Source organism: Saccharothrix deserti, from assembly GCF_009769385.1.
Lineage (GTDB): Bacteria > Actinomycetota > Actinomycetes > Mycobacteriales > Pseudonocardiaceae > Actinosynnema > Actinosynnema deserti.
Genome location: NZ_VKAB01000015.1, coordinates 232,645 through 255,550 on the forward strand (window position 1 = coordinate 232,645; position 22,906 = coordinate 255,550).

The 22,906-nt window shown below is 70.0% G+C and carries 23 protein-coding genes; 11 read left to right on the forward strand and 12 right to left on the reverse strand.

The window, feature by feature from the left end; genetic code table 11:
- Positions 1 to 116: 116 nt before the first annotated feature.
- A complete protein-coding gene (locus FM051_RS24820; protein WP_158847502.1) occupies positions 117 to 1,955 on the forward strand; it encodes an acyl-CoA dehydrogenase in 1,839 nt (612 codons plus the stop codon).
- 160 nt (positions 1,956 to 2,115) lie between these two features.
- Here FM051_RS24820 and FM051_RS24825 read toward each other — a convergent pair whose 3' ends face one another.
- The 4 genes from FM051_RS24825 to FM051_RS24840 form a co-directional block, all read right to left on the reverse strand.
- Complete coding sequence (locus FM051_RS24825) at positions 2,116 to 2,904, reverse strand: DUF1206 domain-containing protein (RefSeq protein ID WP_238412626.1); 789 nt, start codon at positions 2,902 to 2,904, stop codon at positions 2,116 to 2,118.
- Between the two features lie 65 nt (positions 2,905 to 2,969).
- Positions 2,970 to 5,228 (reverse strand): VanW family protein, encoded by a 2,259-nt coding sequence (locus FM051_RS24830; protein WP_238412627.1) that lies wholly within the window; start codon positions 5,226 to 5,228, stop codon positions 2,970 to 2,972.
- A 102-nt stretch (positions 5,229 to 5,330) separates the two neighbouring features.
- The gene (locus FM051_RS24835) at positions 5,331 to 5,624 is read right to left on the reverse strand and encodes a GroES family chaperonin (RefSeq protein WP_158847508.1); all 294 of its coding nucleotides are present in this window, start codon (positions 5,622 to 5,624) and stop codon (positions 5,331 to 5,333) included.
- 36 nt (positions 5,625 to 5,660) lie between these two features.
- Positions 5,661 to 7,496, reverse strand: a complete 1,836-nt coding sequence (locus FM051_RS24840; protein WP_238412628.1) for an NHL domain-containing thioredoxin family protein — start codon at positions 7,494 to 7,496, stop codon at positions 5,661 to 5,663.
- A 126-nt stretch (positions 7,497 to 7,622) separates the two neighbouring features.
- Here FM051_RS24840 and FM051_RS24845 point away from each other — a divergent pair, with 126 nt between their 5' ends.
- Both FM051_RS24845 and FM051_RS24850 read left to right on the forward strand, forming a co-directional pair.
- The gene (locus FM051_RS24845; RefSeq protein ID WP_238412629.1) at positions 7,623 to 8,087 is read left to right on the forward strand and encodes a helix-turn-helix domain-containing protein; all 465 of its coding nucleotides are present in this window, start codon (positions 7,623 to 7,625) and stop codon (positions 8,085 to 8,087) included.
- Between the two features lie 3 nt (positions 8,088 to 8,090).
- Positions 8,091 to 8,663 carry a PIN domain-containing protein gene (locus tag FM051_RS24850; RefSeq protein ID WP_158847301.1) on the forward strand — a complete coding sequence of 191 codons (573 nt, stop codon included), beginning with the start codon at positions 8,091 to 8,093 and terminating at the stop codon, positions 8,661 to 8,663.
- 121 nt (positions 8,664 to 8,784) lie between these two features.
- Here the strand turns inward: FM051_RS24850 and FM051_RS24855 are convergent, their stop codons facing one another.
- The 3 genes from FM051_RS24855 to FM051_RS24860 all read right to left on the reverse strand — a co-directional run bounded on the left by FM051_RS24855 (position 8,785) and on the right by FM051_RS24860 (position 11,173).
- On the reverse strand, positions 8,785 to 9,162 hold the full coding sequence (locus tag FM051_RS24855) for a PIN domain-containing protein (protein ID WP_158847302.1): 378 nt from the start codon (positions 9,160 to 9,162) through the stop codon (positions 8,785 to 8,787).
- A gap of 418 nt (positions 9,163 to 9,580) precedes the next feature.
- Entirely contained in the window at positions 9,581 to 9,727 is a 147-nt protein-coding gene (locus tag FM051_RS50715; RefSeq protein ID WP_170211556.1) for a hypothetical protein, read from the reverse strand.
- Between the two features lie 252 nt (positions 9,728 to 9,979).
- On the reverse strand, positions 9,980 to 11,173 hold the full coding sequence (locus FM051_RS24860; RefSeq protein ID WP_158847304.1) for an ATP-binding protein: 1,194 nt from the start codon (positions 11,171 to 11,173) through the stop codon (positions 9,980 to 9,982).
- A 123-nt stretch (positions 11,174 to 11,296) separates the two neighbouring features.
- Between FM051_RS24860 and FM051_RS24865 the strand changes: the two genes are divergently transcribed.
- On the forward strand, positions 11,297 to 11,923 hold the full coding sequence (locus FM051_RS24865; protein WP_158847306.1) for an SIMPL domain-containing protein: 627 nt from the start codon (positions 11,297 to 11,299) through the stop codon (positions 11,921 to 11,923).
- A 259-nt stretch (positions 11,924 to 12,182) separates the two neighbouring features.
- On the opposite strand, the gene FM051_RS24870 is transcribed toward FM051_RS24865, so the two are convergent.
- On the reverse strand, positions 12,183 to 13,451 hold the full coding sequence (locus FM051_RS24870; protein ID WP_158847308.1) for an acetyl-CoA C-acetyltransferase: 1,269 nt from the start codon (positions 13,449 to 13,451) through the stop codon (positions 12,183 to 12,185).
- An 87-nt stretch (positions 13,452 to 13,538) separates the two neighbouring features.
- Between FM051_RS24870 and FM051_RS24875 the strand changes: the two genes are divergently transcribed.
- Together FM051_RS24875 and FM051_RS24880 are read left to right on the forward strand one after the other, a co-directional pair.
- Positions 13,539 to 14,846 (forward strand): 3-oxoacyl-ACP reductase, encoded by a 1,308-nt coding sequence (locus tag FM051_RS24875; RefSeq protein ID WP_158847310.1) that lies wholly within the window; start codon positions 13,539 to 13,541, stop codon positions 14,844 to 14,846.
- On the forward strand, positions 14,846 to 15,670 hold the full coding sequence (locus FM051_RS24880) for a MaoC/PaaZ C-terminal domain-containing protein (protein ID WP_158847312.1): 825 nt from the start codon (positions 14,846 to 14,848) through the stop codon (positions 15,668 to 15,670). The genes FM051_RS24875 and FM051_RS24880 overlap by 1 nt, the downstream gene beginning before the upstream one ends.
- Here the strand turns inward: FM051_RS24880 and FM051_RS24885 are convergent.
- Entirely contained in the window at positions 15,660 to 16,091 is a 432-nt protein-coding gene (locus FM051_RS24885) for a MarR family winged helix-turn-helix transcriptional regulator (RefSeq protein WP_202919000.1), read from the reverse strand. The two genes, FM051_RS24880 and FM051_RS24885, sit on opposite strands and share 11 nt — an antisense overlap.
- Before the next feature lie 131 nt (positions 16,092 to 16,222).
- On the opposite strand from FM051_RS24885, the gene FM051_RS24890 reads away from it, so the two are divergent.
- The gene (locus FM051_RS24890; RefSeq protein WP_158847314.1) at positions 16,223 to 17,149 is read left to right on the forward strand and encodes an alpha/beta hydrolase; all 927 of its coding nucleotides are present in this window, start codon (positions 16,223 to 16,225) and stop codon (positions 17,147 to 17,149) included.
- Here FM051_RS24890 and FM051_RS24895 read toward each other — a convergent pair.
- Positions 17,146 to 17,847 carry a TetR/AcrR family transcriptional regulator gene (locus FM051_RS24895; protein WP_158847316.1) on the reverse strand — a complete coding sequence of 234 codons (702 nt, stop codon included), beginning with the start codon at positions 17,845 to 17,847 and terminating at the stop codon, positions 17,146 to 17,148. The two genes, FM051_RS24890 and FM051_RS24895, sit on opposite strands and share 4 nt — an antisense overlap.
- Before the next feature lie 101 nt (positions 17,848 to 17,948).
- On the opposite strand from FM051_RS24895, the gene FM051_RS24900 reads away from it, so the two are divergent.
- The 3 genes from FM051_RS24900 (at position 17,949) to FM051_RS24910 (ending at position 20,288) form a co-directional block, all read left to right on the forward strand.
- Positions 17,949 to 18,605 carry an SCP2 sterol-binding domain-containing protein gene (locus tag FM051_RS24900; protein ID WP_158847318.1) on the forward strand — a complete coding sequence of 219 codons (657 nt, stop codon included), beginning with the start codon at positions 17,949 to 17,951 and terminating at the stop codon, positions 18,603 to 18,605.
- A gap of 7 nt (positions 18,606 to 18,612) precedes the next feature.
- A complete protein-coding gene (locus tag FM051_RS24905) occupies positions 18,613 to 19,827 on the forward strand; it encodes an acyl-CoA dehydrogenase family protein (RefSeq protein WP_158847320.1) in 1,215 nt (404 codons plus the stop codon).
- A gap of 92 nt (positions 19,828 to 19,919) precedes the next feature.
- Complete coding sequence (locus tag FM051_RS24910) at positions 19,920 to 20,288, forward strand: VOC family protein (protein WP_158847322.1); 369 nt, start codon at positions 19,920 to 19,922, stop codon at positions 20,286 to 20,288.
- A gap of 1 nt (position 20,289) precedes the next feature.
- Here the strand turns inward: FM051_RS24910 and FM051_RS24915 are convergent, their stop codons facing one another.
- Complete coding sequence (locus FM051_RS24915) at positions 20,290 to 21,192, reverse strand: helix-turn-helix domain-containing protein (RefSeq protein WP_202919001.1); 903 nt, start codon at positions 21,190 to 21,192, stop codon at positions 20,290 to 20,292.
- A gap of 50 nt (positions 21,193 to 21,242) precedes the next feature.
- Here FM051_RS24915 and FM051_RS24920 point away from each other — a divergent pair, with 50 nt between their 5' ends.
- A complete protein-coding gene (locus FM051_RS24920) occupies positions 21,243 to 21,470 on the forward strand; it encodes a hypothetical protein (RefSeq protein ID WP_158847326.1) in 228 nt (75 codons plus the stop codon).
- A gap of 54 nt (positions 21,471 to 21,524) precedes the next feature.
- Here FM051_RS24920 and FM051_RS24925 read toward each other — a convergent pair whose 3' ends face one another.
- Positions 21,525 to 22,898 (reverse strand): dihydrolipoamide acetyltransferase family protein, encoded by a 1,374-nt coding sequence (locus FM051_RS24925; protein ID WP_158847328.1) that lies wholly within the window; start codon positions 22,896 to 22,898, stop codon positions 21,525 to 21,527.
- Between the last annotated feature and the right edge of the window lie 8 nt (positions 22,899 to 22,906).

Sequence of the window (22,906 nt, forward strand, 5' to 3'; positions counted from 1 at the left end):
GGCCGTCTGGTTCGCCACAACCGAGTGGCCGGCCTTGCCGGGGTTACTGACAGGTAATACCCTGTTGTTACCGGTCAGTAGGGGACCGCCCCGACCAGCATGGAGTGAGCGACGAGATGGGTCACTACAAGAGCAACGTCCGAGACCTCGAGTTCAACCTCTTCGAGGTCTTCAACGTGCAGGACCACCTCGGCACGGGGCCGTTCGAGCAGTCCGACGAGGACACCGCGCGCGGCGTGCTTGCCGAGCTCAACAACTTGGCGGTCGGGCCGCTGGCGGAGTCCTTCGCCGACTCCGACCGCAACCCGCCGGTCTTCGACCCGAAGAACCACTCGGCAACGCTGCCGGAATCGTTCAAGAAGTCGTACCAGGCACTCTGGGACGGCGAGTGGTACCGCCTGTCCCTGCCGAACGAACTCGGCGGCTTCGGCATCCCGCCGTCGGTCCAGTGGGCGGCCTCCGAGCTGATCCTGGGCGCCAACCCGGCCGTCTACATGTACCTGGCCGGTCCGAACTTCGCCGCAGTCGTCTACCGCAACGGCACCGAGCAGCAGAAGCGCTGGGCCGAGATCATGATCGAGCGCGGCTGGGGCGCCACGATGGTGCTCACCGAGCCGGACGCCGGTTCCGACGTGGGCGCGGGCCGTGCGAAGGCCGTGCTCCAGGACGACGGCACCTGGCACATCGACGGCGTGAAGCGGTTCATCACGTCCGGCGACCAGGACATGACCGAGAACATCATGCACCTCGTGCTCGCCCGTCCCGAGGGTCCGGGGATCGAGCCGAAGCCGGGCACCAAGGGCCTGTCGCTGTTCCTCGTGCCGAAGTGGCACTTCGACCCGCAGAGCGGTGAGTCGACCGGCGAGCGCAACGGCGCCTTCGTCACCAACGTCGAGCACAAGATGGGCCTCAAGGTCTCCACCACGTGCGAGCTGACGTTCGGCCAGCACGGCGTCCCGGCCAAGGGCTGGCTGCTCGGCGAGGTGCACGACGGCATCGCGCAGATGTTCCAGGTCATCGAGTACGCCCGGATGATGGTCGGCACGAAGGCCATCGGCACCCTGTCGACCGGTTACCTGAACGCCCTGGCCTACGCCAAGGAGCGGGTGCAGAGCGCCGACCTGACCCGGATGACGGACAAGACCGCGCCGCGCGTCACCATCACCAACCACCCGGACGTGCGCCGCAGCCTGATGCTGCAGAAGGCGTACGCCGAGGGCCTGCGCGCGGTCTACCTGTACACCGCGACGCAGCAGGACAAGATCGCGCTGGGCGGCCCGGAGAAGGAGCTGGCGGAGAAGGTCAACGACCTGCTGCTGCCGATCGTCAAGGGTGTCGGCTCGGAGCGCGCGTACGAGCAGCTGGCGCAGTCCCTGCAGACCCTGGGCGGCTCCGGCTTCCTCCAGGAGTACCCGATCGAGCAGTACATCCGGGACTCGAAGATCGACTCGCTGTACGAGGGCACCACGGCCATCCAGTCGCTGGACTTCTTCTTCCGGAAGATCATCCGCGACAAGGGCCAGGCGCTGGGCTTCCTGAACGGCGAGATCCAGAAGTTCCTGGACAACGAGGCCGGCAACGGTCGCCTCAAGGAGGAGCGCGCGCTCCTCAAGCAGGGCCTGGAGGACCTCCAGGGCATGCTCGGCGCGCTGGTCGGCTTCCTGACCAGCTCGCAGGAGGACGTCCGGAACCTGTACAAGGTCGGCCAGAACACCGTCCGCCTGCTGATGACGGCGGGTGACGTCCTGGTGGGCTGGCTGCTGCTGCGCCAGGCCGACGTGGCGCTGACCAAGCTCGACGGCCAGGTCTCGGCCAAGGACAAGGCGTTCTACGAGGGCAAGGTCGCGGTGGCGTCGTTCTTCGCCAAGTCCGTGCTGCCGGAGCTGACCGCGCGTCGCAAGATCGCCGAGGCCACCGACAACGCCCTCATGGACATCGACGAGGCCTCGTTCTGACCTCATCGTTCTGACCTCGTTCCGACCCGGAATTGTCAGACCCCGTCGGTAAGATCAAAGCAGGGGTCCCCTTGGCGGGGACCCCTGCGAACGCTCCGGGGCAAGGCGAACTCGGCGAACATGGTCGCGCGCCCGTTCGGCCCGACCCATGACGGCCCGATCAGCCCTTGTGCGCCTTCGCGGCGGCGAAGCAGTAGGCGCCGAAGCCCAGGAAGCCGACCGCGATCACGGCCAGCGCGAAGATCCCGTACGGCTGCGCGGCCAACGTGTGCAACGCCTTGTCCATCCCGCCCGACTCGGCCGGGTTGGCGTTGATCGCGGCGAAGGCGACCAGGATGCCGATGAGCACGTACGACGCGCCCTTGCCGATCCAGCCGATCCGACCCAGCCGCTCGACCCAGGCCCGCGTGCCGCCGGGCAACTCGGACATGTTCAGGTCGTCCTCGAACGACTTCTTCACGCCCTTGCGCGCCACCGCCACCCCGAGCCCCAGCACGAACACCGCCACCGCACCCACCAGGACCTGCCCGAACGGCAGCGCGAGCACGCGCGCCGTCCACGTCTGGGACTGCTCGGTCGAGCTGCTCTGCGACGACCCGGTCGCGTAGCCGATGGCCGCGATCCCGATCACCGTGCCGGTGATGGCGCGACCGACCGAGCCGAACTTGCGGTACACGCGTTTGCGCTTCTTGCCGACCCACCCGTAGCCGGACACGGCCATGGTGAGCTGCCAGCCCGCGAACGCGAACAGACCGATCGCCAGCACCCACAACAGCACCGGCCCGATCGAGGTCTGGGCGAGGGCCGAGACCGCGCCCTTCTGGTCGGTCCGCTCCCCGGTGTCACCGAGGACCACCTGCGCCGTCAACGCCGCCAGCAGCACGTGGACGAGCCCGTAACACACCATCCCGGCGCGCCCCAGCAGCTGCACGGCGGGATGTCTTCGCACCTCTTGCCCAGTGGTAGCCACGATCGGGTGAATACCCCGTCGTGGCTACCACGAACCCAGGCGGCTCAGCCGCCCGGCGGCGGCTCGCAGACGATCTTGAACTGCGGGTCGTACCGGACGGTGCGGCTCTCCGAGCGGGACTGGCCGGTGCGGCGGTCGGTGATGGTGCGGGTGTCGGTGACCGAGAAGCCGGGCGCGCCGTTGCTCGGCTGGCAGTCCGGCTTGTTGACCTTGCGCTCCTGCGGCTGGGTCTGGTTGAAGTCGGCGCTGGTCGAGCCGGTCACGTCGTAGTTCTTGGTGCCCCACAGCACGATCCTGATCGAGGACGGGGTCCAGATCGTCTGGATCGCCACCCCGGTCTCGTCCGGGTTGGTGAACTTGATGTCGATCAGGCTGTTGCCCGCGCCGTCCATGAACACCGTGGCCTCGCGCCCCTTCGGGTACCGCGAGATCCAGTAGCTGTGCTCCTTGTGGCCCGCGTCCTTCATGCCCGCGTGGTAGGCGGCGTTGTAGAGCGTGGTGGCGAACTGCGAGATGCCGCCGCCGACCGCCTTGCCGGGGACGCCGTTCTCGATGATGCCCGCCTCGACGTAGCCCTGCGCGGTGCCGCGCGGACCGGTGTGGCCGTTGAGGCTGAACGTCTCGCCCGGCTTCACGATCGCGCCGTTGACCTTCTCGGCCACGACGCGGATGTTGGTGCCGGACGCGGCCACGAAGCCACCGGTCGAGAACTCGCCGATGATCTCCTTGATGCCCATCTTGTTCGCCTGCTCGGTGGTCACCTTGGCGGGCGTGTGCTTGTACTCGGCCTTGATCGCGCGGTTGTCGGCGCGCTTGAGCACGTCGAGGGTGGTGACCAGGGACTTGTCCCAGTCGATGCCGAGACCGTCCACCGACTCCTTCACCACGGGCCGGCCGCCCTCGAACACGATCTGGGCGTCCTTGCCCTCCTTCTCCGTGTCCTTCAGCTGCGGACCGGCGTGCTCGACGACCTTGCCGTTGTCGACCTTCGCGGTCAGGCTGCCGTCGTCGGCGGGCTCGAACACCAGCACGGTGGCCAGCTGCTCGGGCGTGAGCGTCGCGTCCTTGCCCTCGCCCTGGATGATCAGCGGCGCGGAGGTGGCGGGCTTGGCGACCTCGTCCAGGGCCTTCTGCACGCCCTCCTTGGTCGTCTTGACCGGGGTGGTGGCCACCGGCAGCTCGACGGTGCCGCCGTCCGCCCAGTCGGCGAGCATCTTCTCCGACGCGCCGGCCAGGTCCAGCTTCTGGCCCTGCTTCGGGTCGACCGCGATCGGCGTGGCGCCCTCGAACCGGATGGCGCCCTCGGCCGGGTCGTGGTCGGTCGTGGCGCGCAGGCCCTCCAGGGCGGCGGCCAGCTTGCCCTCGTCGCTGCGGGTGGCGAAGCCGACCTCGCGGGAGGTGAAGAACGAGGTGACGCGGGTGATCGGGGACAGCGGCTGGCTGCCCGCGCGGTCCAGCGTGGCGGTCCAGTCCAGCTCCAGGCCGGCGGCCTTCGGGTCGATCTCGGTCTCCACGTCGCCCGCGCGCGCCTTCACCGGCGCGGCCAGGCGGGGACCGATCTCGTCGCGCAGCTTCTGCTCGGCGTCGGTGTGGCTCATGCCGCCGACGTCCACGCCCGCGACGGTCACGCCGCGCGGCACGTCGCCGCCGGAGACGACCATGTCCAGGCCGTAGAGGAGGACCATCACGCCGAGCACGGCGGCGGCGATCAGACCGCCCTTGCGCAAGCGCTTGCGGCGGGCGTCGGCCTCGTCGGTCTCGGTGTCCCGGTCGACCATCACCGGGCCGTAGACGGTCGCCTCGGGCTCCGGCGCGGTCACCGGCGCGGCGAAGACCGTGGTGGCCTCCGAGGGCGACGGGGCCGACGGGAACGACTGGGCCGACGGGGCCGCCATCGGCCGGCCGAAGCCGCCGGGCGGGGTGTTGATCGTGCGGGTCTGCTCGGCGGCGGGCGGCGGCGTGAGGGCTCGGGTCACGTCACCGGACGGCATGATCGCCTGGGTCGCATCGGCGCCCGTCGGCGGCACGTCGCGGGGTGGGTTGTGCGTCGGGTGCTGCGTCACGTTGTGAGAGACGCTCGGCGGGGCCGTCGCGTTGTCGGGGTTGCCCGACGGGGGCGTCACGTTCTGCACGGTCGCCGCGGTGTCCGGGTCGTTGTCCGGCTCGTCCTGGGGCCACTCGGCCTCCTGGACCGTGCCCGCCGGGAGCTTCGTCGTGCGCTCCGAGGCGGTGTCCGACGGGCGGACCGGCTCCATGGCCCTGGTCCGCTCAGCGTCGTACTCCGGTCGCTGGTTCTCCGGCACCGCTCCCCCTCTTGCCTCTCCGCAAAGGTCCTGGGACTGCTTACCCGACCGTCGTCACGCGTCGATCACGGTCGATGCGGTTCACAGGTTTCACAGCAGATTTCACAGGTAAAGCCCGGTCCCGTGTTCCGTCCGCTCCGTCGCGGTGGCGTGCACGTCCCGTTCCCGCATGACGAGGTAGGTCTGGCCCTGAACCTCGACCTCGAACTGTTCCTCGGGGTTGAACAACACGCGGTCGCCGACCTTGACGTGCCGCACGTTCGTGCCGACCCCGAGCACATCGCCCCAGGCCAGGCGCTTGGCCATCTGGGCGGTCGCCGGGATCACGATGCCACCGCTGCTGCGGCGTTCGCCGTCCTCCGGCGAGATCCGCACCATCACGCGGTCGTGCAGCATCTGGATCTCGAGCTTGACATCGGGCACCGGCAGAGTCTAGATGCCCTCGTCGAGGCCGCCCATCATCAGGGGTAGCCGGTGCGGTCCGTCTTTTACCACGCGGACGGGCACGCCCCAGTCCTGGCGGGCCAGTTTGCACACCGGGTGCTCGACGCTCGGGTCGTCCGTGCAGCTCGCGGCCTGGGCCACGACGTGCAGCACGCCCTCGGTGAAACCTTCCGCGACGCGCAGCGTGCGGACCAGGTCCGTGCCGACGCCCGCGCCCGCTTCCAGCAGCTCGGGCGGGGAGCTGGTGATCTCCAGGCGGGTGGACGGGCCGAACCGGTCGTCCAGCTTCTGGCCGGTCGGCGGGGTGAAGACGACGGCGAGTTCGAGGTCGCCGGGCGCGATCACGGACGGCGGGCGGCGGACCTTGTGCGCGTCGCCGCTGACCAGCTGCGCGCCGGGTGCGACGGGGCGTTCCAGGCGGTGCGCGGCGGAGGCGACGACGACCAGTTCGCCGTCCACCAGGACCGCGTCGGACGGTTCGGCGATGTCGGTGGCCAGGGTCGACACCTCGCCGGTCGACGGGTCGTAGCGGCGGATGGCGCCGTTGTAGGTGTCGGAGATGGCGATCTGGTGGTCGGGCAGGACCGTGACGCCCAGCGGGTGCTGGAGCAGCGCCTGGTCGGCCGGGCCGTCGCGGTGGCCGAAGTCGAACAGGCCCTTGCCGACGGCGGTGTGCACGGTGCGGTCGGCGTCCAGCCAGCGCAGCGCGGAGGTCTCCGAGTCGACCAGCCAGAGCCGGTCGCCGTCGGCCGCGAGGCCCGAGGTCTGGGCGAAGAACGCCTCCGCCGCCGGGCCGTCGTGCAGGCCTTCGACAGTGGTGCCGGCGAGGCGTTCGAGGCGGCGTTCCAGGGGCTTGAACAGGCCGAGGGTGTGGTTGCCGGCGAGGGCGATGGCCACGCCACCAGCGGGTTCCCACCAGGTGACGTCCCACGGGCTGGTGAGGTGGATCTCGTCGGCCGGGCCGTCGGTGTCGCCGTCGCGCCACTGCTCGCCGGTGCCCGCGATCGTGGTGACCTCGCCGGTGACCAGGTCGAGGCCGCGCAGGAGGTGGTTGACCGTGTCGGCGATGACGGCGTGGTAGCCGACCTCGGCAGCGACGTCGTCGGGGAGGAGCGCGATGCCGGCGGGTTCGGAGAAGGTGGGGTCCAGGCCGTCCCGGCGACCGCGTTCGCCGGTGCCGATTCGCCTGATCACGGTCTCGCCGTCGAGGTCCAGCTCCACCAGGCTGTGGCGGGCGGAGTCGCTGACGAGGAGGGTGTTGTTCCCGGTCAGGACGGCCTTCGCGGGGAACCGGAGTTCGGTGGCCCTGGGCGGCGGCGCGACGTACGGGCCGTCGCCGCGGTGGAGGGTGCCCTTGGCGTCGTGCTCGGTGACGATCTCGGACACGATCTGGCGCAGCGCGTCGAGGTGGCCCTCGCCGGCGGCGACGTGCACGACGTACCCCTCGGGGTCGACCAGCACGAGCGTGGGCCACGCCTTCACCGCGTAGTTCTGCCACGTCGTGAGCTCGGGGTCGTCCAGCACGGGGTGCTCCACCTCGTACCGCTCGACGGCCGCTTCGAGGGCCGCCGCCTCGGCCTCGTGCACGAACTTGGGCGAGTGCACGCCGATGGTGACCAGGACGTCGGCGAACTCGGCTTCGAGGGGGCGCAGCTCGTCGAGGACGTGCAGGCAGTTGATGCAGCAGAAGGACCAGAAGTCGAGCAGGACCACCTTGCCGCGCAGTTCGGCCAGCTTGATGTCCCGCCCACCCGTGTTGAGCCACCCGCGGCCCACCAGTTCGGGGGCGCGGACACGGGCGCGGCGTCGTTGTGCGGTCGTCACGTCCGGAGTCAACACGACGTCAAGGGCTGGGTGTTCCGACGTCCGCGATGTGGACGGATTCACCCGTTCGTTTTGTTCGTTTCCAGGTATGGTTGATGCATGACAAGCACCGTTGGGGAACGGACAGTGCTGCCGCCGGCACGACCGGAAAGCCTGACGCCATGGATCGCGGCACTGACTCGGCTGCGCGAGGACAACGCCGCGCTCGTCGGCCCCGACGGAAGCCGTCTGGAACTGCCCGCCGAGGTGTTCGAGGTCCTTCGCGATGTCGTCCTGGCCATGTCACAGGGCCTCGCCATCACGGTTGCGCCCCAGCACACCGTTCTGACCACCAGCGAGGCAGCCCACCTGCTGGGAGTTTCCCGACCGACTCTGGTGCGCTTGCTCGAAGCGGGGGAGATCCCCTTCGAGCAGCCGAACCGCCACCGTCGGGTGCGACTGGTCGACCTGCTCGCCTATCAGGACCGATCCCGCCGTGCACGTGCTGCGGGGCTGGACGAGATGGTGCGGGCGGGCGAGGACGACGGGTTGTACGACCTGCCGCTCGACGCGCCGTTCGAGCGGATGCCGGCGGACGACGACCTCAGGTGAGCCTTGTTCCCCGTTTTCATCGACACCTGCGTACTGCTCAAGCCGTACCTGTGCGACACCGCGCTGAGCATCGCCGAGTGCGGTCTCTACCGCCCGCTCTGGTCGGCCGGCGTGCTCACCGAGCTTGATCGAAACCTGCGCAAGCGCGGAGCGACCGAAGCTCAGGTCGCACATCGCCTCGACCAGATGAACCGCCACTTCCCCGACGCGGAGATCACCGGCTACCAACACCTCGTCGACTCGATGGAGAACCATCCCAAGGACCGGCACGTCCTGGCCGCCGCTGTGAGAGGAGGAGCCGAGGTCCTGGTCACTGAGAACCTCAAAGACTTCCCGGAGTCCGCGGTGACGCCTTACGCCATCACGGTGCTCCATCAGGACGATTTCCTGCTGGACCAACTCGACCTGTCGCCCAGGGTGGTTCAGGCGGCCTTGCGCAGACAGGTGTCCCGCTATCGACGCGAGCCGCGCACGGTTGAGGACCTGCTCGTCATCCTCGGCAACGAGGGACACGGCTGCCCGCGCTCCGCGGCGGCATGTCGCGAGGATCGCGACTTCGGCACGTGGAGAAGTTGACCTACTGGCAGCAGAAGGACCAGTAGTCGAGCAGGACCACCTTGCGGCGCACGTCGGCCAACGACCGGCGGTCAACACGATGCCCCTGGCGGGCTATTTCGCCGTCCACCAACTGAGACGACTAGCGGGAACGGACTGTGCGGGGGCCGAGGACGGCGGCGTTCAGGGCTTCCACGCGGTGGCGGAGGGCTCGGTCGGCGGTGATTACCGTGCACGGGCGGTTCGGGGGGTTGGTGCGGACTACGTCCACGATGGTGTCGTCGCCTGAGCCGGGGGCGGAGACGACGCGGACGCCGGGGATCGACTCGACGTCGCGGGCCCTGCCCTCGACCACGAGGACCACTTCCAGCGGGCCCGGGAGCGTCGGCAGGCCGTGTTCGGCCACTTCGACGAGGTTGTCCCGCAGGCGGGTGGCGGCGCCGGCGCGGTCGCGCCACCAGCCGTCCGGGACGGAGCCGACGACGTTGGCCGCGTCCACGACCAGGAGCGGAGGCGTCATCCGGTCATGCTCTCAGCAAACCTCGGAGAAACTGTCGTACCCCGGTGGCACGATGGTGTTGTCCGTGGGGGACAGGTGAAACACCGCAGGGGGAGATGGTGATGATCGGGCGTGCCCGGAGAGTTGACGACGCCTGGAACGGCTCGGCCACGGCCGCGTAGCCGGACATGGGAAACCCCGCGGTGCTGCCAGGTCGGGGGTCCGACAGCATCGCGGGGTCATCTGGAACATCGAGACACGATCGTGGACTGTTACATCCCCTACTGGATGTGACACAGGTCACGTTTCGATGTGACGAAGCCCTGCCGCGCGGGAGGTGCGGCAGGGCTTCGTCGTTCACCCTTCGCCAGAGCGCGGACGACGGGGCTGCACACCCGATATCGATCGGGTGGTCGTCACGCGCGCCGGGAGGTCCTCCTCAACGGAGGGTGGTCACCTGCGCCTGGGCGATCGCCATCAGCTCGTGACGCATGGCCGGGGTGGGCGCCATGTCGATCGCGCGGGCGACAGCCTTGCGGTTGCGAGCCTCGACACGACGAGCGCGGAGCTTCGCAGTGAAGTTCATCGGGGATTCATCCCTCTCAAAGGTTCTCTCGGTGGTGTGCCTCAAGTATGCACCCTCGCGTGCGCGAGCGCACCCGATTTTCCGGTGAGGTGCCGCACATGCCGACGAATCATCGGCAGCCACCTGGAGGAGCCCGGCGATTCGCCTGATGTTCACCTCGCAGACCGGACGCGCCGAAGAGAACTCTCTAGCGTGCACGCTAGATCACCCAATGCAACCGAAGCGAACGAATAACCGCAGGTCAGGCCGACGTCAGTCCTCGCGACCGAGCAGGAACCGGCCGAAGTGGGGCACGGTGAACGCGATCTGCCCGCGCTCGGCCGAGTACACGAGCCCCTTCTTGATCAGACTGTCCCGCGCCGGCGACAACGACGACGGCTTGCGCCCCAGGTGGTCGGCCACCTGCGCGGTGTTCACGCCCGCGTCCTTGCCGTCGGTCAGCTCCGCCATCGCCCGCAGGTACTCCCGCTCGGCCGGCGTCGCCCGCTCGTACCGCGACCCGAAGAACCCGACCGCCAACTCGACGTCCGCCTCCGGCGCGGCCACCGCCACGTCCACCGCGGTGATCGGGTCGGCCGGCGCCGCGTCCCACGCCGCCTTGCCGTAGGCCTGGATGAAGTACGGGTAGCCGCCGGACGCGTCGAACAGCGCGTCCAACGCCTCCGGCTCGATGCCCGCCTCCTCGCGGTCCACCGGCGCCAACACCGCCCGGTCCGCGTCCTCACGCGCCAGCCGGTCGATCCGGACGTACCGGAACAGCCGCTCCGAGTACGACTTCGACGCCGACAGCACGGCGGGCAGGTGCGGCAGCCCGGCGCCGACCACGACCAGCGGTGCCCCGGACTGCGACAGCTCGTGGCACGCCGCGCACAACGCCGAGATGTCGTCCGCCTGCACGTCCTGCATCTCGTCGATCAGCAGCGCCACGCCGGTGCCGACGTCCTGCGCCAGCTCCGCGACCTCCGTGAACAGCTCCACCAGGTCGATCTCGATGTCACCGGAGTCCGCCCGTCCGACCGCCGCGGGCACGTCGATGCCCGGCTGCCACCGGTCGCGCAGCTTCGCGTCCTCGGGGTTGGCCCGCAGCGCGAACGCCTTCAGCACCCCGAGCACGGCCTCCACCCGGTCCGGCGCGCGGTGCCGCACGGCCAGGTCGCGGATCGCCCGGTGCAGTGCCGCCGACAGCGGTCGGCGCAACCCCGCCTCGGGCCGTGCCTCGATCTTCCCCGCGCCCCAGCCGCGTTTCACCGCCATCGACCGCAGTTCGCCCAGCAGCACGGTCTTGCCCACGCCGCGCAGCCCGGTGAGCACGAGGCTGCGTTCCGGCCGGCCGCGAGCGACCCGTTCCAGCACCACCTCGAACGCGCGCAACTCCTTGTCGCGCCCCGCCAGCTCGGGTGGCCGCTGGCCCGCACCGGGGGCGAACGGGTTGCGCACCGGGTCCATCCTCGGACGGTATCGAGGTGTCTACGACCGATCCAATACTCACGCCGTGTCGGCGGGTATTCATCTATCTAGGGCCAAAGCTATACAGAGCTATCGAGCGCCATGACCGGTAGCGTCGGCGCCATGGCTGAGGTGGTGACGAAGGGCGTCGGCAAGGTCGAGCGGACCGCCGACCGCGCCGAGGTGAACGTGAGCTTCGAGACGACGGGCTCGACGCGCAACGAGGCGGTGGACGCGCTGACCGCGCGGATCGCCGCCGTGGAGCCCGCGTTCGAACGGCCGGGCGTGGAGGTGCGTTCACGGCAGCTCCACGTGCACGACAACTGGGACGGCAAGCGCCGTTCCGGCAGCCGTGCCGCGCAGAACTACCTCGTGCGGATCAACGACATCACGGGCGTGGACGACCTGCTGGCCACCCTCGTGATCGCCGAGCCGACGTGGCTCAACGGGCCGACGTGGCAGCTCAAGGACGACGCGGACGCCGTCCGGGAGGCGCAGCGCGAGGCCGTGCAGGACGCGCGCCGCCGTGCCGAGGGGTACACGGAGGCCCTCGGTGCACGACTCGGCCCGCTCCAACGGCTGACCGACGGCGACGCCGAGGTGTGGGCGGCCGAGTCGCACCGCACGATGACGCGCGGTTACGGCGGCGGCGCGCCCGGCGTGCCGCCGCAGATGGACCAGCTCAACCTGGAGGCGCAGCAGATCGTGGTGACGGTCCGCTGCACGGCCTCGTGGACGCTCCTCGACTGACCGGGGTGCTTCGCGCTGACGGACCGCTTCGCAGGGGTCCCCGCCCAGGGGATCCCTGTTTTTGATCCTGCCAGACCGGACCGACAAGATCGGGCCGTCGGGCCTTGCCTGTGGACAACTCGCCGGACCTGAACGTTGAACTCACCGGTCCTGAGAGTTCGACTCGCGCGGCCTGGAGGTTCGACTCTCGGCACCTGAGGGTTCGACTCACGCGACCTGAGGGTTCGACTCTCGGGATCTGGGGGTTCGACTCTCGGGGTTATCGCTCGACGATCGCGGTGACGCCCTGGCCGCCGGCTGCGCAGATCGAGATCAGGCCGCGGCCTGAGCCGCGTTCGGCCAGGAGCTTGGCCAGGGTGGCCACGATTCGGGCGCCGGTGGCGGCGAACGGGTGGCCGGCGGCCAGCGACGAGCCGTTGACGTTGAGCTTCGAGCGGTCGATCGCGCCGAGCGGACCGTCCAAGCCGAGCCTGCCCTTGCAGAAGTCCGCGTCCTCCCACGCCTTCAACGTCGTCAGCACCTGCGACGCGAACGCCTCGTGGATCTCGTAGAAGTCGAAGTCCTGCAACGCCAGACCGGCCCGCGCCAGCATCCGCGGCACGGCGTAGGCGGGCGCCATCAGCAGGCCCTCGGCGCCGTGGACGTAGTCGACGGCGGCCGTCTCGGTGAACGTGAGGTAGGCCGACACCGGCAGGTTCCGCGCCGCCGCCCACTCCTCGGACGCCAGCAGCACGGCCGACGCGCCGTCGCTGAGCGGCGTGGAGTTGCCCGCGGTCATCGTCGCGCCCTCGCCCCGGCCGAACACCGGCTTGAGCTTGGCCAGCTTCTCCACCGACGAGTCCGGCCGCAGGTTCTGGTCGCGGGTCAGGCCCTGGAACGGCGTGACGAGGTCGTCGAAGAACCCGCGGTCGTAGGCGGCGGCGAGGTTGCGGTGGCTGGCGGCGGCCAGTTCGTCCTGGTCCTCACGCGAGATGCCCCACTCGCGGGCGGTGATCGCGGCGTGCTCGCCCATGGACAGGCCGGTGCGCGGCTCGCCGTTGCGCGGCACGTCCGGCACCACGTGCCGAGGGCGGAGCTTCAGCGCGGCCTTGAGCTTCGCGCCGGCGCTCCGGGCCCGGTTGAACTCCAGCAGCACGCCGCGCAGGCCCTCGTTCACGGCGATCGGCGCGTCGCTGGTGGTGTCCACGCCGCCCGCGATGCCGACCTCGATCTGCCCGAGCGCGATCTTGTTGGCCACCGCGATCACCGCCTGCAGACCGGTGCCGCACGCCTGCTGCATGTCGTAACCAGGGGTTTCGGCGGACAGCCTGCTGCCCAGCACCGCCTCGCGGACCAGGTTGAAGTCGCGGCTGTGCTTGAGCACCGCGCCCGCGACGACCTCGCCGAGCCGTTCCCCCTGGAGGCCGAACCGGCTGACCAGACCGTCCAGGGTGGCGGTGAACATGTCCTGGTTCGACGCTGTGGCGTACGGACCGTTCGAGCGGGCGAACGGGATGCGGTTGCCGCCGAGGATGGCTACGCGGGCCATGTCGTCCTCCAGGGTGGTGGGCGTGTCGCCGCCAATGTTAGCTACTCGCCAGTAGACTTACTAGCAAGTAGGGAGTGTGATGTCGGCATGGATCGATACCAGTCGTTCGCCAAGTCCGGCCTCGGGCGGTTCGTCGTGGGCAAGCTGGGCCTACCCGATCCGTACCCGTTGCGCCGCCATTCACCCGCGCAGCCCCCGCTCGACGGCCCCGTGCTGGTCGGTGGCAGCGGACGACTCGTCGACCCGGTCGGCGCGGTGGTGAAGTCGATCGGCCTGGACGTGGTGTCCGAGGCCGATCGGTACGGCGGACTGGTGTTCGACGCGTCCGGCATCGACTCGGTCGAGCGGTTGCGCGAGCTGTACGAGTTCTTCCAGCCGGTGATCCGGTCGCTGGCGCCGTGCGGGCGGGTGGTGGTTCTCGGGACACCGCCCGAGCAGGCCGAGTCGCAGGTCGCGCAGCGCGCGCTGGAGGGGTTCACGCGCAGCGTCGGCAAGGAGCTCAAGCGCGGCGGCACGGCACAGCTGGTGTACGTCGCGCCCGGCGCCGAGGGCGCGATCGAGTCGACGTTGCGGTTCCTGCTGTCGGGCCGGTCGGCGTACGTGTCCGGGCAGGTGGTGCGGATCGGGCCGGCCGACGTCGAGGCGCCGGAGGACTGGGACCGGCCGTTGGCCGGGAAGGTCGCGCTGGTCACGGGTGCGTCGCGGGGTATCGGCGCGGCGATCGCCGACGTGCTGGGACGCGACGGCGCGCACGTCGTGTGCCTGGACGTGCCCGCGCAGGGCGAGGAACTGTCCGCGGTGGCGAACCGGGTCGGCGGTTCGACGCTCCAACTCGACATCACCGCGCCGGACGCACCCATGAAGATCGTCGAGCACCTCACGCAGCGGCACCACGGCGTCGACATCGTGGTGCACAACGCGGGCATCACGCGGGACCGCACGCTCGGGCGGATGGACGCCGACCGGTGGGACGCGGTGATCGCGGTGAACCTGGCGTCGCAGGAACGGGTCGACGACGCGTTGTTCGCGGCGGACGCGGTGCGGCCCGACGGGCGGATCATCGGCGTGTCGTCCATCGCGGGCATCGCGGGCAACGTCGGCCAGACCAACTACGCCACCAGCAAGGCGGGTGTGATCGGCGTGGTCGACTCGCTGTCCCGGCGGGTCGCGGGCCGGGCCACGGTGAACGCGGTCGCGCCGGGGTTCATCGAGACGAAGATGACCGCCGCGGTGCCGTTGCTGATCCGCGAGGCGGGGCGGCGGATGAACAGCATGGCGCAGGGCGGTCTGCCGGTGGACGTCGCCGAGACGATCGCGTGGTTCGCGCACCCGGCGTCGGCCGGGGTGAACGGCAACGTCGTGCGGGTGTGCGGGCAGAGCCTGCTGGGGGCGTGATGTCGAACCTGACCCTGCTGTACGCCAAGGCCGCGCTGACCGGGTTCACCCGGCGCGGGACCGAGCTGCCGGAGTCCTCTTCGGACGCCGAGGTCACGGTCGACCCGGAGCACTTGGCGCGGTACAACAAGGTGTGCGGGTTCGGCGTGCGCGACGAGCTGCCGATCACGTACCCGCACGTGCTCGGGTTCGGGCTGCAGATCCGGCTGATGACGGCGCGCGGGTTCCCGTTCCCGCTGCCCGGTCTGGTGCACGTGGCCAACCGGATCACGCAGCACCGGCCGTTGCTGGTGTCCGAACCGCTGTCGCTGCACGTGGCGTTGGCGAACCTGCGGCCGCACGAGCGCGGTCGGCAGTTCGACGTGGTGACCACGGTGTGCGTCGAGGGCGAAGAGGCTTGGGTCGACGTGTCGACTTATCTCCGGCGCGGCGGCGGGGCCTCTGCCGGCCGGTCCGAGGGCCAGTCCGAGGGCCAGTCCGCGCGTGCCGAGCCGCCCGTGCCGACGGCGGTGTGGCGGCTGCCCGGTGACCTCGGGCGGCGGTACGCGGACGTGTCCGGCGACCGGAACCCGATCCACCTGCACTCGCTGGCCGCGAAGGCGTTCGGCTTCCCCCGGGCCATCGCGCACGGCATGTGGTCGAAGGCCCGGTGCGTGGCCGCGTTCGAAGGCCGGCTGCCCGACGCGTACGAGGTCGACGTGCGGTTCAAGGCGCCGATTCCGCTACCGGGGGAGGTCGACTTCTCGACCTCGACCACCGGTGACGGCCGGCGGTTCGCGCTGTGGTCGCACCGGCCGCACCTGGAGGGCGTGATCAGCGGCTGACGTTGTCGGCCAACGTGCGCAGGAGGGCGCGCAGCCGGGCCGTGTCCTCCTGGCTGAGGTTCATCGCGTCGCCGATCGCGGGCGGCACGTCCTTGGCGCGTTCGCGCAGCTCCTCGCCTTGTTCGGTGAGCACGACCCGGACCGAGCGCTCGTCGTCCGGACGGCGTTCCCGGCGGATCAGGCCGGCCGACTCCAGCCGCTTGAGCAGCGGCGAGAGCGTGCCGTAGTCGAGTTGGAGCGCGGCGGCGACGTCCTTCACCGGGACCGAGCCCCGCTCCCACAGCACCAGCAGCACCAGGTACTGCGGGTAGGTCAGGCCCAGGTCGTCCAGCAACGGCCGGTACCGCGCGGTGACGGCCCGCGAGGCGGCGTAGAGCGCGAAGCAGAGCTGGTCGTCCAGCTCCAGGGTGAAGTTCCGCATGTCCGTCCCCTTCCACCCCCTGTGACTGAGCCCACGATACACCTGCGCCCATTTAGATTGTGCACGATGTAATCGGGCACTATGGTTCTGTCTTGTCAGGTTCAGCCAGCACGACGCCCGAGGAGCCGAAGATGACCGTCCTGGAGCCGGCCGCCGCCGAGTTCGCCGCCGCCACCGCCAACCCGCCGTACCTGTTCGACCTGGGCCCGGTCGAGGGCCGCAAGGCCGTGGACGGCGTCCAGTCCGGCGAGGTGTTCAAGCCCGAGGTCGCCGAGGAGTGGGTGACCGTGGGCGAGGTGCCCGTCCGGATCGTCCGCCCGGTCGGCGCGACCGGCACGCTGCCCGTCGTCCTCTACATCCACGGCGCGGGATGGGTGTTCGGCAACGCCCACACGCACGACCGGCTGGTCCGCGAGCTGGCCGTCGGCACCGGCGCGGCCGTGGTGTTCCCCGACTACAGCCTCTCGCCCGAGGCGCACTACCCGGTGGCGTTGGAGGAGAGCTACGCCGTCGCGCAGTGGATCGCCGAGGAAGGCGGCGCTCGCGGACTGGACGCGACGCGCCTGGCCGTGGCGGGCGACTCGGTCGGCGGGAACATGGCCATCGCGTTGACCCTGGTGGCCAAGGAACGCGGTGACGTGGCGTTCAAGCAGCAGGTGCTGTTCTACCCGGTGACGGACGCGTCGTTCGACACGCCGTCGTACCACGAGTTCGCCGAGGGCTACTTCCTGCGGCGTGACGCGATGCAGTGGTTCTGGGACCAGTACACGACTTCCGAGGCGGAGCGCGCCGAGATCACCGCCTCACCGCTGCGCGCGTCGGTGGAGCAGCTGACCGGTCTGCCGCCGGCGTTGGTGATCACCGCCGAGGCCGACGTGCTGCGGGACGAGGGCGAGGCCTACGCGAACAAGCTGCGCGAAGCCGGCGTGCCGGTGACCGCGGTCCGCTACCAGGGCGTGATCCACGACTTCGTGATGGTCAACTCGATGCGCGAGACCCACGCCGCCGAAGCCGCGATCAGCCAGGCGGTGGCCGTGCTCAAGGGCGCGCTGGCCTAGGCGCCCTCTTCCGCTCCACGCTCGGTCCCACGCTCCGACCTCCGTGACGGCGGGTGCCACACGTCACCCGCCACGAGGTCCCCGAAACCCATCCAGACCAGGTTCATGAGCCGGGCGGCGACCACGCCGGCCGGCTCTTCGGGGTTGTCGAGCCACCAGTCGGCCAACGACTCGCCCGCCCCGACCAGTGCCGCGGCCAGCGACTCGGCCTCCTTGTCGCCCGCCCGCGGCACGTTGGTGAAGTCCGACGAGTGCACCAGCAGCGCCGCCACCAGGCTGATCGCCCGGCCGCGCATGTCGGCCAACTCCTCCGCGAACGGCCCGCCCTGCGAGGACGCCTGCCGGTGCAGGACCTGCCAGCCGGCGCGGTTCTCGCCGACGAACCCGAAGAACGCCCGCAGTCCGCTCCACAGCTGGACGTCCGGCGGCTCCTCGGACTCGACTCCGCTCGAGATCGCCTCCATCATCCGGGTCGACTCACGGCGGATGCAGGTGGCGAACAGCTCCTCCTTCGAGCCGAGGTAGGCGTACAGCATGGGTTTGGAGATGCCCGCGACCTCGGAGATCTCGTCCATGGACGCCGCGTGGAAACCCAAACGCGAGAAAACGTCCACCGCGGCGTCCATGATCTGCCGTTCGCGCACCGCGCGTGGCAGTCTCTTGGCCCTACCCGAGCGAACCGGTTGCTCTGCGTGCATCGCACCCCCTGGATGGCTGGCACAAGATTACTCTGAGCCCCTTGCCGCCCTACCTACTCGCCAGTAGGCTTACCAATCAGTAGGTAGCGGAGGTGCCACAGATGACCATCGACCTCACCACCGAGGCGATCGCGAAGCTCAGCCCCGAAGAGCTGATCTCAACGCTCCAGCAGGTCGATCCGGGCGACCCCGCGCTCAGGGACGTCGACATCGACGTCATCGCGCGCGGCATCGACCCGAAGAAGCTCGGCGACGACGAGTTCGCCGACCTGCTGGCCGCGCTCGGCGCGCTGGCCGACGGTGGCGCCGACCTCGACCTGGCCGGGATGGACCCGCAGAACTTCGCGCGGATCATCTCGCGGGCGTCCAAGGACCAGGTCGAGTCCGTGACGTCCCGGCCCGGCCTGCGCGAACGCGTGCTGGACGAGGTGTTCCGGCGCATGGAGGCGCACTTCCGCAGCGAACGCGCGGGCGCCACGCGTGCCGTCGTGCAGTTCCGGCTGACCGGCGGGTTCGGTGGGTTCGGCGCTTCGGACGACGTGTACGAGGTGGTCATCGAGGACGCCGCCTGCACGATCAACAAGGGTGAGACGCGTGACCCCAGGGCCACTGTGACGTTGGGACCAGTGGAGTTCCTGAAGCTCGCGACCGGCAACGCGTCCGCGCCGGTGCTGTTCATGACCGGCAAGCTGAAGGTCAAGGGGGATCTCGGCTTCGCGGCCGGGTTCATGAGCCTGTTCAACATTCCGAAGGCGTGAGGGGACCATGGGCGGTTTTTCGCTGGAGCTGAACGAGGACCAGCTTGACCTGCGCGAGTGGGTGCACGGCTTCGCGAAGGACGTGATCCGGCCCGCGGCGTCCGAGTGGGACGAACGGGAGGAGACACCGTGGCCGGTGATCCAGGAGGCGGCGAAGATCGGCCTGTACGGGTTCGAGTCGCTGGCCACCTGGTTCGCGGACCCGATCGGGTTGTCGTTGCCGATCGCCACCGAGGAGCTGTTCTGGGGTGACGCGGGGATCGCGTTGGCCCTGATGGGGACCGGGTTGGCGGCGGCCGGGATCTTCGCGTCCGGCTCACCGGAGCAGTTGGCCGAGTGGGTGCCGGAGTGCTTCGGGACGGAGGACGACCCGAAGCTGGCGGCGTTCTGCGCGTCCGAGCCGCAGGCGGGGTCGGACGTGGCGGGGTACCGGACGCGGGCCGTGTACGACGAGGCCTCGGACGAGTGGGTGCTCAACGGGCAGAAGGCGTGGGCGACGAACGGCGGGATCGCGAACGTCCACGTCGTGACGGCGGTCGTCGACCCGGCTCTGGGCGCGCGCGGTCAGGCCGGTTTCATCATCCCGCCGGGCACGCCGGGCCTGTCGTCGCCGGGCAAGGTCAAGAAGCACGGGATGCGGGCGTCGCACACGGCGGACGTGTTCTTGGACGACGTGCGCGTGCCCGGTCGGTGCTTGCTGGGCGGCAAGGAGCGCTTGGACGCCAGGCTGGCCCGTGCCCGTGAGGGGCAGAAGGCCGGTGGGCAGGCGGCGATGGCGACGTTCGAGACGACCCGGCCGACCGTCGGCGCGATGGCGGTCGGCGTCGCGCGGGCGGCGTACGAGTACTCGCTGGAGTACGCGAAGGACCGCGAGGCGTTCGGCCGGAAGATCATCGAGAACCAGTCCATCGCGTTCGACCTGGCGAACATGAAGATGGAGATCGACGCCGCCCGCATGCTCGTGTGGCGGGCCGCGTGGATGGGCCGCAACAACGTCCCGTTCACGGCGGGCGAGGGTTCGATGTCGAAGCTCAAGGCCGGCGAGGTGTCGGTGTGGGCGACGGAACGCGCGATCCACATCCTGGGCGGGGCGGGGTACACGCGCGAGCACCCGGTGGAGCGCATGCACCGCGACGCCAAGATCTTCACCATCTTCGAGGGGACGTCGGAGATCCAGCGGTTGGTCGTGGCCAGGGCCATTTCCGGCATGTACATCAAGTGAGCTGATCTCCCAGGCCGTCTCCGGACCGCCTGGGTCGGGCGGGGTCTTCAGGACGCGGAAGACCCCGCCCACTTGTGGTTAGGCTTCGACGCATGATCGGTGTGTTGCAGTGCGTTGTCCTTGATTGTCCGGAGCCCAAGGCGTTGGCCGGGTTCTACCAGGGGATTCTCGGTGGTGACGTCGACCGGCCGGATCGCCGCTGGAGTTTGGACGACGACTGGTCGACCCTGCACACCGACACGATGGTGCTCGGCTTCCAGCGGGCGGTCGAGTACGTGGCGCCTGAGTGGCCCGATCCGCGGAAGCCGCAGCAGTTCCACTTGGACATCGGGGTGCAGGACCTCAGCGTGGCCAAGGCTGAGGTCCTTCGGCTGGGCGGGACGTTGTCGGACGACTCCCACGAGGTGTGGTGGGTGTTCGCCGATCCCGCGGGCCACCCGTTCTGCCTGGTGTGGGAGTGAGTCAGCGGAGCGCGTCGGCCAGCCAGCCCCGTTCCGCGGTGGTGTCCGGGACGGGGTTCTCCCAGCCGTTGATCGTCGCGATCAACGTCCAGTAGCGCTCCGCCCTCGGGTCGCCGAACTCGTCCAGCCAGTCGGCCACTTCCGGGCCGATCGGCTGGTTCAGGGCTGACCACTTCTCGTTGATCCGGGCGACGATCGGTGCCGCCTCGGGAGCACGTGGGTCGATGCCGGCGTCCAACGCCTCCCGCGCCTGGGCGGTCGCGTACTGGAACGCCTCCATCTTCTCCGGTGACGGTGCGGACATGTCCGCACCCTCGGCCCGCAACTCCTCGTGCCGCACCGACATCCGCCGGATCGACGCCCGGAAGTCCGGGTCGCGCACCAGGTTCGCCAGTTCGATCCACGCCTCCAGCTGCTCAGTCGACGGGTCGTCCGGCAACTCCACCCGGACCGACCGCATCATCCGCTCGAAGCCGGGCTCCAGGTCCAGCCCGCCGAACACCTCCTCGAAGAAGTCGTCCAGGATCGCCTGCCGCTCCTCCTCCGACAGCCGCGCCAATTCGTGCACCATCTCCACCTCCCCGTTCCGCGCCACGACCCGCAGCACGGCCCGGCGCAACCGGAGCGTGCGCATCTGCGCGTCGATGGCTTCCGCGTGCGTCCGGGCCACCTCGGCCACGGACACCTCCCGCGCCAACACCCGCTGCGCCGTGGGCAGGTCCACGCCCAGGGCACGCAGGGTCCGCACGAGCTTGAGCCGCGCCAACCCGTCGAAGTCGTAGGTGCGGAACCCGCCCGCCGTGCGCCCCGCCACGGGGATCACGCCGGAGTCGGAGTAGAACCGGATCGTCCGCGTGGACAGCCCGGTCATCCGCGCCAGTTCGCCGATCGAGTAGTGCGTCACGGGAACCACCCTGGACTCTCCAGTCACTGGAACTTCAACTGGTTTACCCGATGACCGGCATGCCGTCCCGCCGGCATGCCGCGTCCCGCTTGCGCGATGCCCAGGCCGTGGCCGTGTACGTGGGTCAGCCGGACAGCAATTCCCAGCTGTGCGGCGCGGCGCACGTGCGCGACCACGGCTGGTCGGGCAACGGGTGCGCGAACCCGGGCGAGTGGCGTGAGGTGGGCACGACCGGGCTCGGCCTACCGATGGAAGCGGTCCGGGGAGTGGTGATCTGACATCTTGAACAGCGCGACGGGTGGGGGTCCGACCGGCCCCCACCCGTCGCGCGGTCAGTAGGTCATCGCCACGCCGGGGTCGGCGAGGAGGGCGCCCACGTCGGCCAGGAACTGCGAGCCCTGTTGGCCGTCGACCACCCGGTGGTCGAAGCTGAGGGCCAGTTGGCAGACCTTGCGCGGCACGACCTGACCGTCCACCACCCACGGCATGTCGCGGATCGCGCCGAAGGCCAGGATCGCCGACTCGCCGGGGTTGATGATCGGCGTGCCGGTGTCGACGCCGAAGACGCCGACGTTGGTGATGGTGAACGTGCCGCCCATCATGTCCGCGGGCGTGGTCTTGCCGTCACGGGCGGTCGTGGCGAGGTTGTCCAGCGCCACGGCCAGTTCCTTGAGCGACATGCGGTCGGCGTCGCGGACCTTCGGGACCACCAGACCGCGCGGTGTCGCGGCGGCGATGCCCAGGTGCACGTAGTCCTTGTAGACGATCTCGCCGGCCTCCGCGTCCCACGTCGCGTTGACGTCGGGGGTGCGGCGGACGGCCAGGACGACCGCCTTCGCGGCGAACGCCAACGGCGTGAGCTTCACGTCGCGGAACTCCGGCGCGTTCTTCAACCGCGCCCGCAGCTCCATCATCGGCGTCACGTCCACCGTCAGGAACTCCGTGACGTGCGGCGCGGTGAACGCGCTGTCCACCATCGCCTGCGCGGTCGCCTTGCGGACACCCTTGATCGGGACGCGACGCTCCCGCGCCCCACTGTCCACAACGGACGGAACGGTCGGTGCGGGTGCGACGGCCTGTTCGACGTCCTCCCGCGTTATCACGCCGCCCGGACCAGAGCCGGACAGCGCGTACAGGTCGACGCCCAGGTCCTTGGCCAGCTTGCGCACCGGCGGCTTGGCCAGCGGGACGTAACCCCCTGGCGCGGCGACCGGTTCCGGCGCCACCGGAGCGGGGGCGGCGGGGGTGGCGACGGGGGTGGCAGGGGCGGGAGCCGCGGCGACGGGGGCCGGGGCGTCCTTGCGCGGACGGCGCTTGGCCGACCCGGAACGCGGGCCGTAGCCGACCAGCGTGGCGATCCGGCCACCCGGCATCTCCTCGCCGATCTTGCCGTTCGACTCGGCGGGAGCGGGAGCGGCAGCGGCAGCCGGGGCAGGAGCGGGAGCCGGAGAGGCGCCGGACGGGTCCACGTCGATGGTGATGATCGGGGTACCGACCTCGACCGTCTGGCCTACCTCGGCCAGCAGCTCGGTCACCACGCCGTCCCACGGGCACGGCAGCTCGACGGCCGCCTTGGCGGTCTCGATCTCCAGGATGATCTGGTTGACCTTCACCGCGTCACCGGGCTTGACGTGCCAGGTGAGGATCTCGGCCTCGGTCAGCCCCTCTGCCGTGTCCGGCATGGAGAACTGCTTGAACTGCGGCACAGCTATCC

Coding starts and splice junctions, on each gene's coding strand:
- FM051_RS24820 (WP_158847502.1), top strand. CDS start 117: ATGGGTCACTACAAGAGCAACGTCCGAGACCTCGAGTTCAACCTCTTC.
- FM051_RS24835 (WP_158847508.1), bottom strand. CDS start 5,624: ATGCTGCACGACCGCGTGATGGTGCGGATCTCGCCGGAGGACGGCGAA.
- FM051_RS24855 (WP_158847302.1), bottom strand. CDS start 9,162: ATGACGCCTCCGCTCCTGGTCGTGGACGCGGCCAACGTCGTCGGCTCC.
- FM051_RS50715 (WP_170211556.1), bottom strand. CDS start 9,727: ATGAACTTCACTGCGAAGCTCCGCGCTCGTCGTGTCGAGGCTCGCAAC.
- FM051_RS24860 (WP_158847304.1), bottom strand. CDS start 11,173: ATGGACCCGGTGCGCAACCCGTTCGCCCCCGGTGCGGGCCAGCGGCCA.
- FM051_RS24865 (WP_158847306.1), top strand. CDS start 11,297: ATGGCTGAGGTGGTGACGAAGGGCGTCGGCAAGGTCGAGCGGACCGCC.
- FM051_RS24870 (WP_158847308.1), bottom strand. CDS start 13,451: ATGGCCCGCGTAGCCATCCTCGGCGGCAACCGCATCCCGTTCGCCCGC.
- FM051_RS24875 (WP_158847310.1), top strand. CDS start 13,539: ATGGATCGATACCAGTCGTTCGCCAAGTCCGGCCTCGGGCGGTTCGTC.
- FM051_RS24880 (WP_158847312.1), top strand. CDS start 14,846: ATGTCGAACCTGACCCTGCTGTACGCCAAGGCCGCGCTGACCGGGTTC.
- FM051_RS24885 (WP_202919000.1), bottom strand. CDS start 16,091: ATGCGGAACTTCACCCTGGAGCTGGACGACCAGCTCTGCTTCGCGCTC.
- FM051_RS24890 (WP_158847314.1), top strand. CDS start 16,223: ATGACCGTCCTGGAGCCGGCCGCCGCCGAGTTCGCCGCCGCCACCGCC.
- FM051_RS24895 (WP_158847316.1), bottom strand. CDS start 17,847: ATGCACGCAGAGCAACCGGTTCGCTCGGGTAGGGCCAAGAGACTGCCA.
- FM051_RS24900 (WP_158847318.1), top strand. CDS start 17,949: ATGACCATCGACCTCACCACCGAGGCGATCGCGAAGCTCAGCCCCGAA.
- FM051_RS24905 (WP_158847320.1), top strand. CDS start 18,613: ATGGGCGGTTTTTCGCTGGAGCTGAACGAGGACCAGCTTGACCTGCGC.
- FM051_RS24910 (WP_158847322.1), top strand. CDS start 19,920: ATGATCGGTGTGTTGCAGTGCGTTGTCCTTGATTGTCCGGAGCCCAAG.
- FM051_RS24920 (WP_158847326.1), top strand. CDS start 21,243: ATGACCGGCATGCCGTCCCGCCGGCATGCCGCGTCCCGCTTGCGCGAT.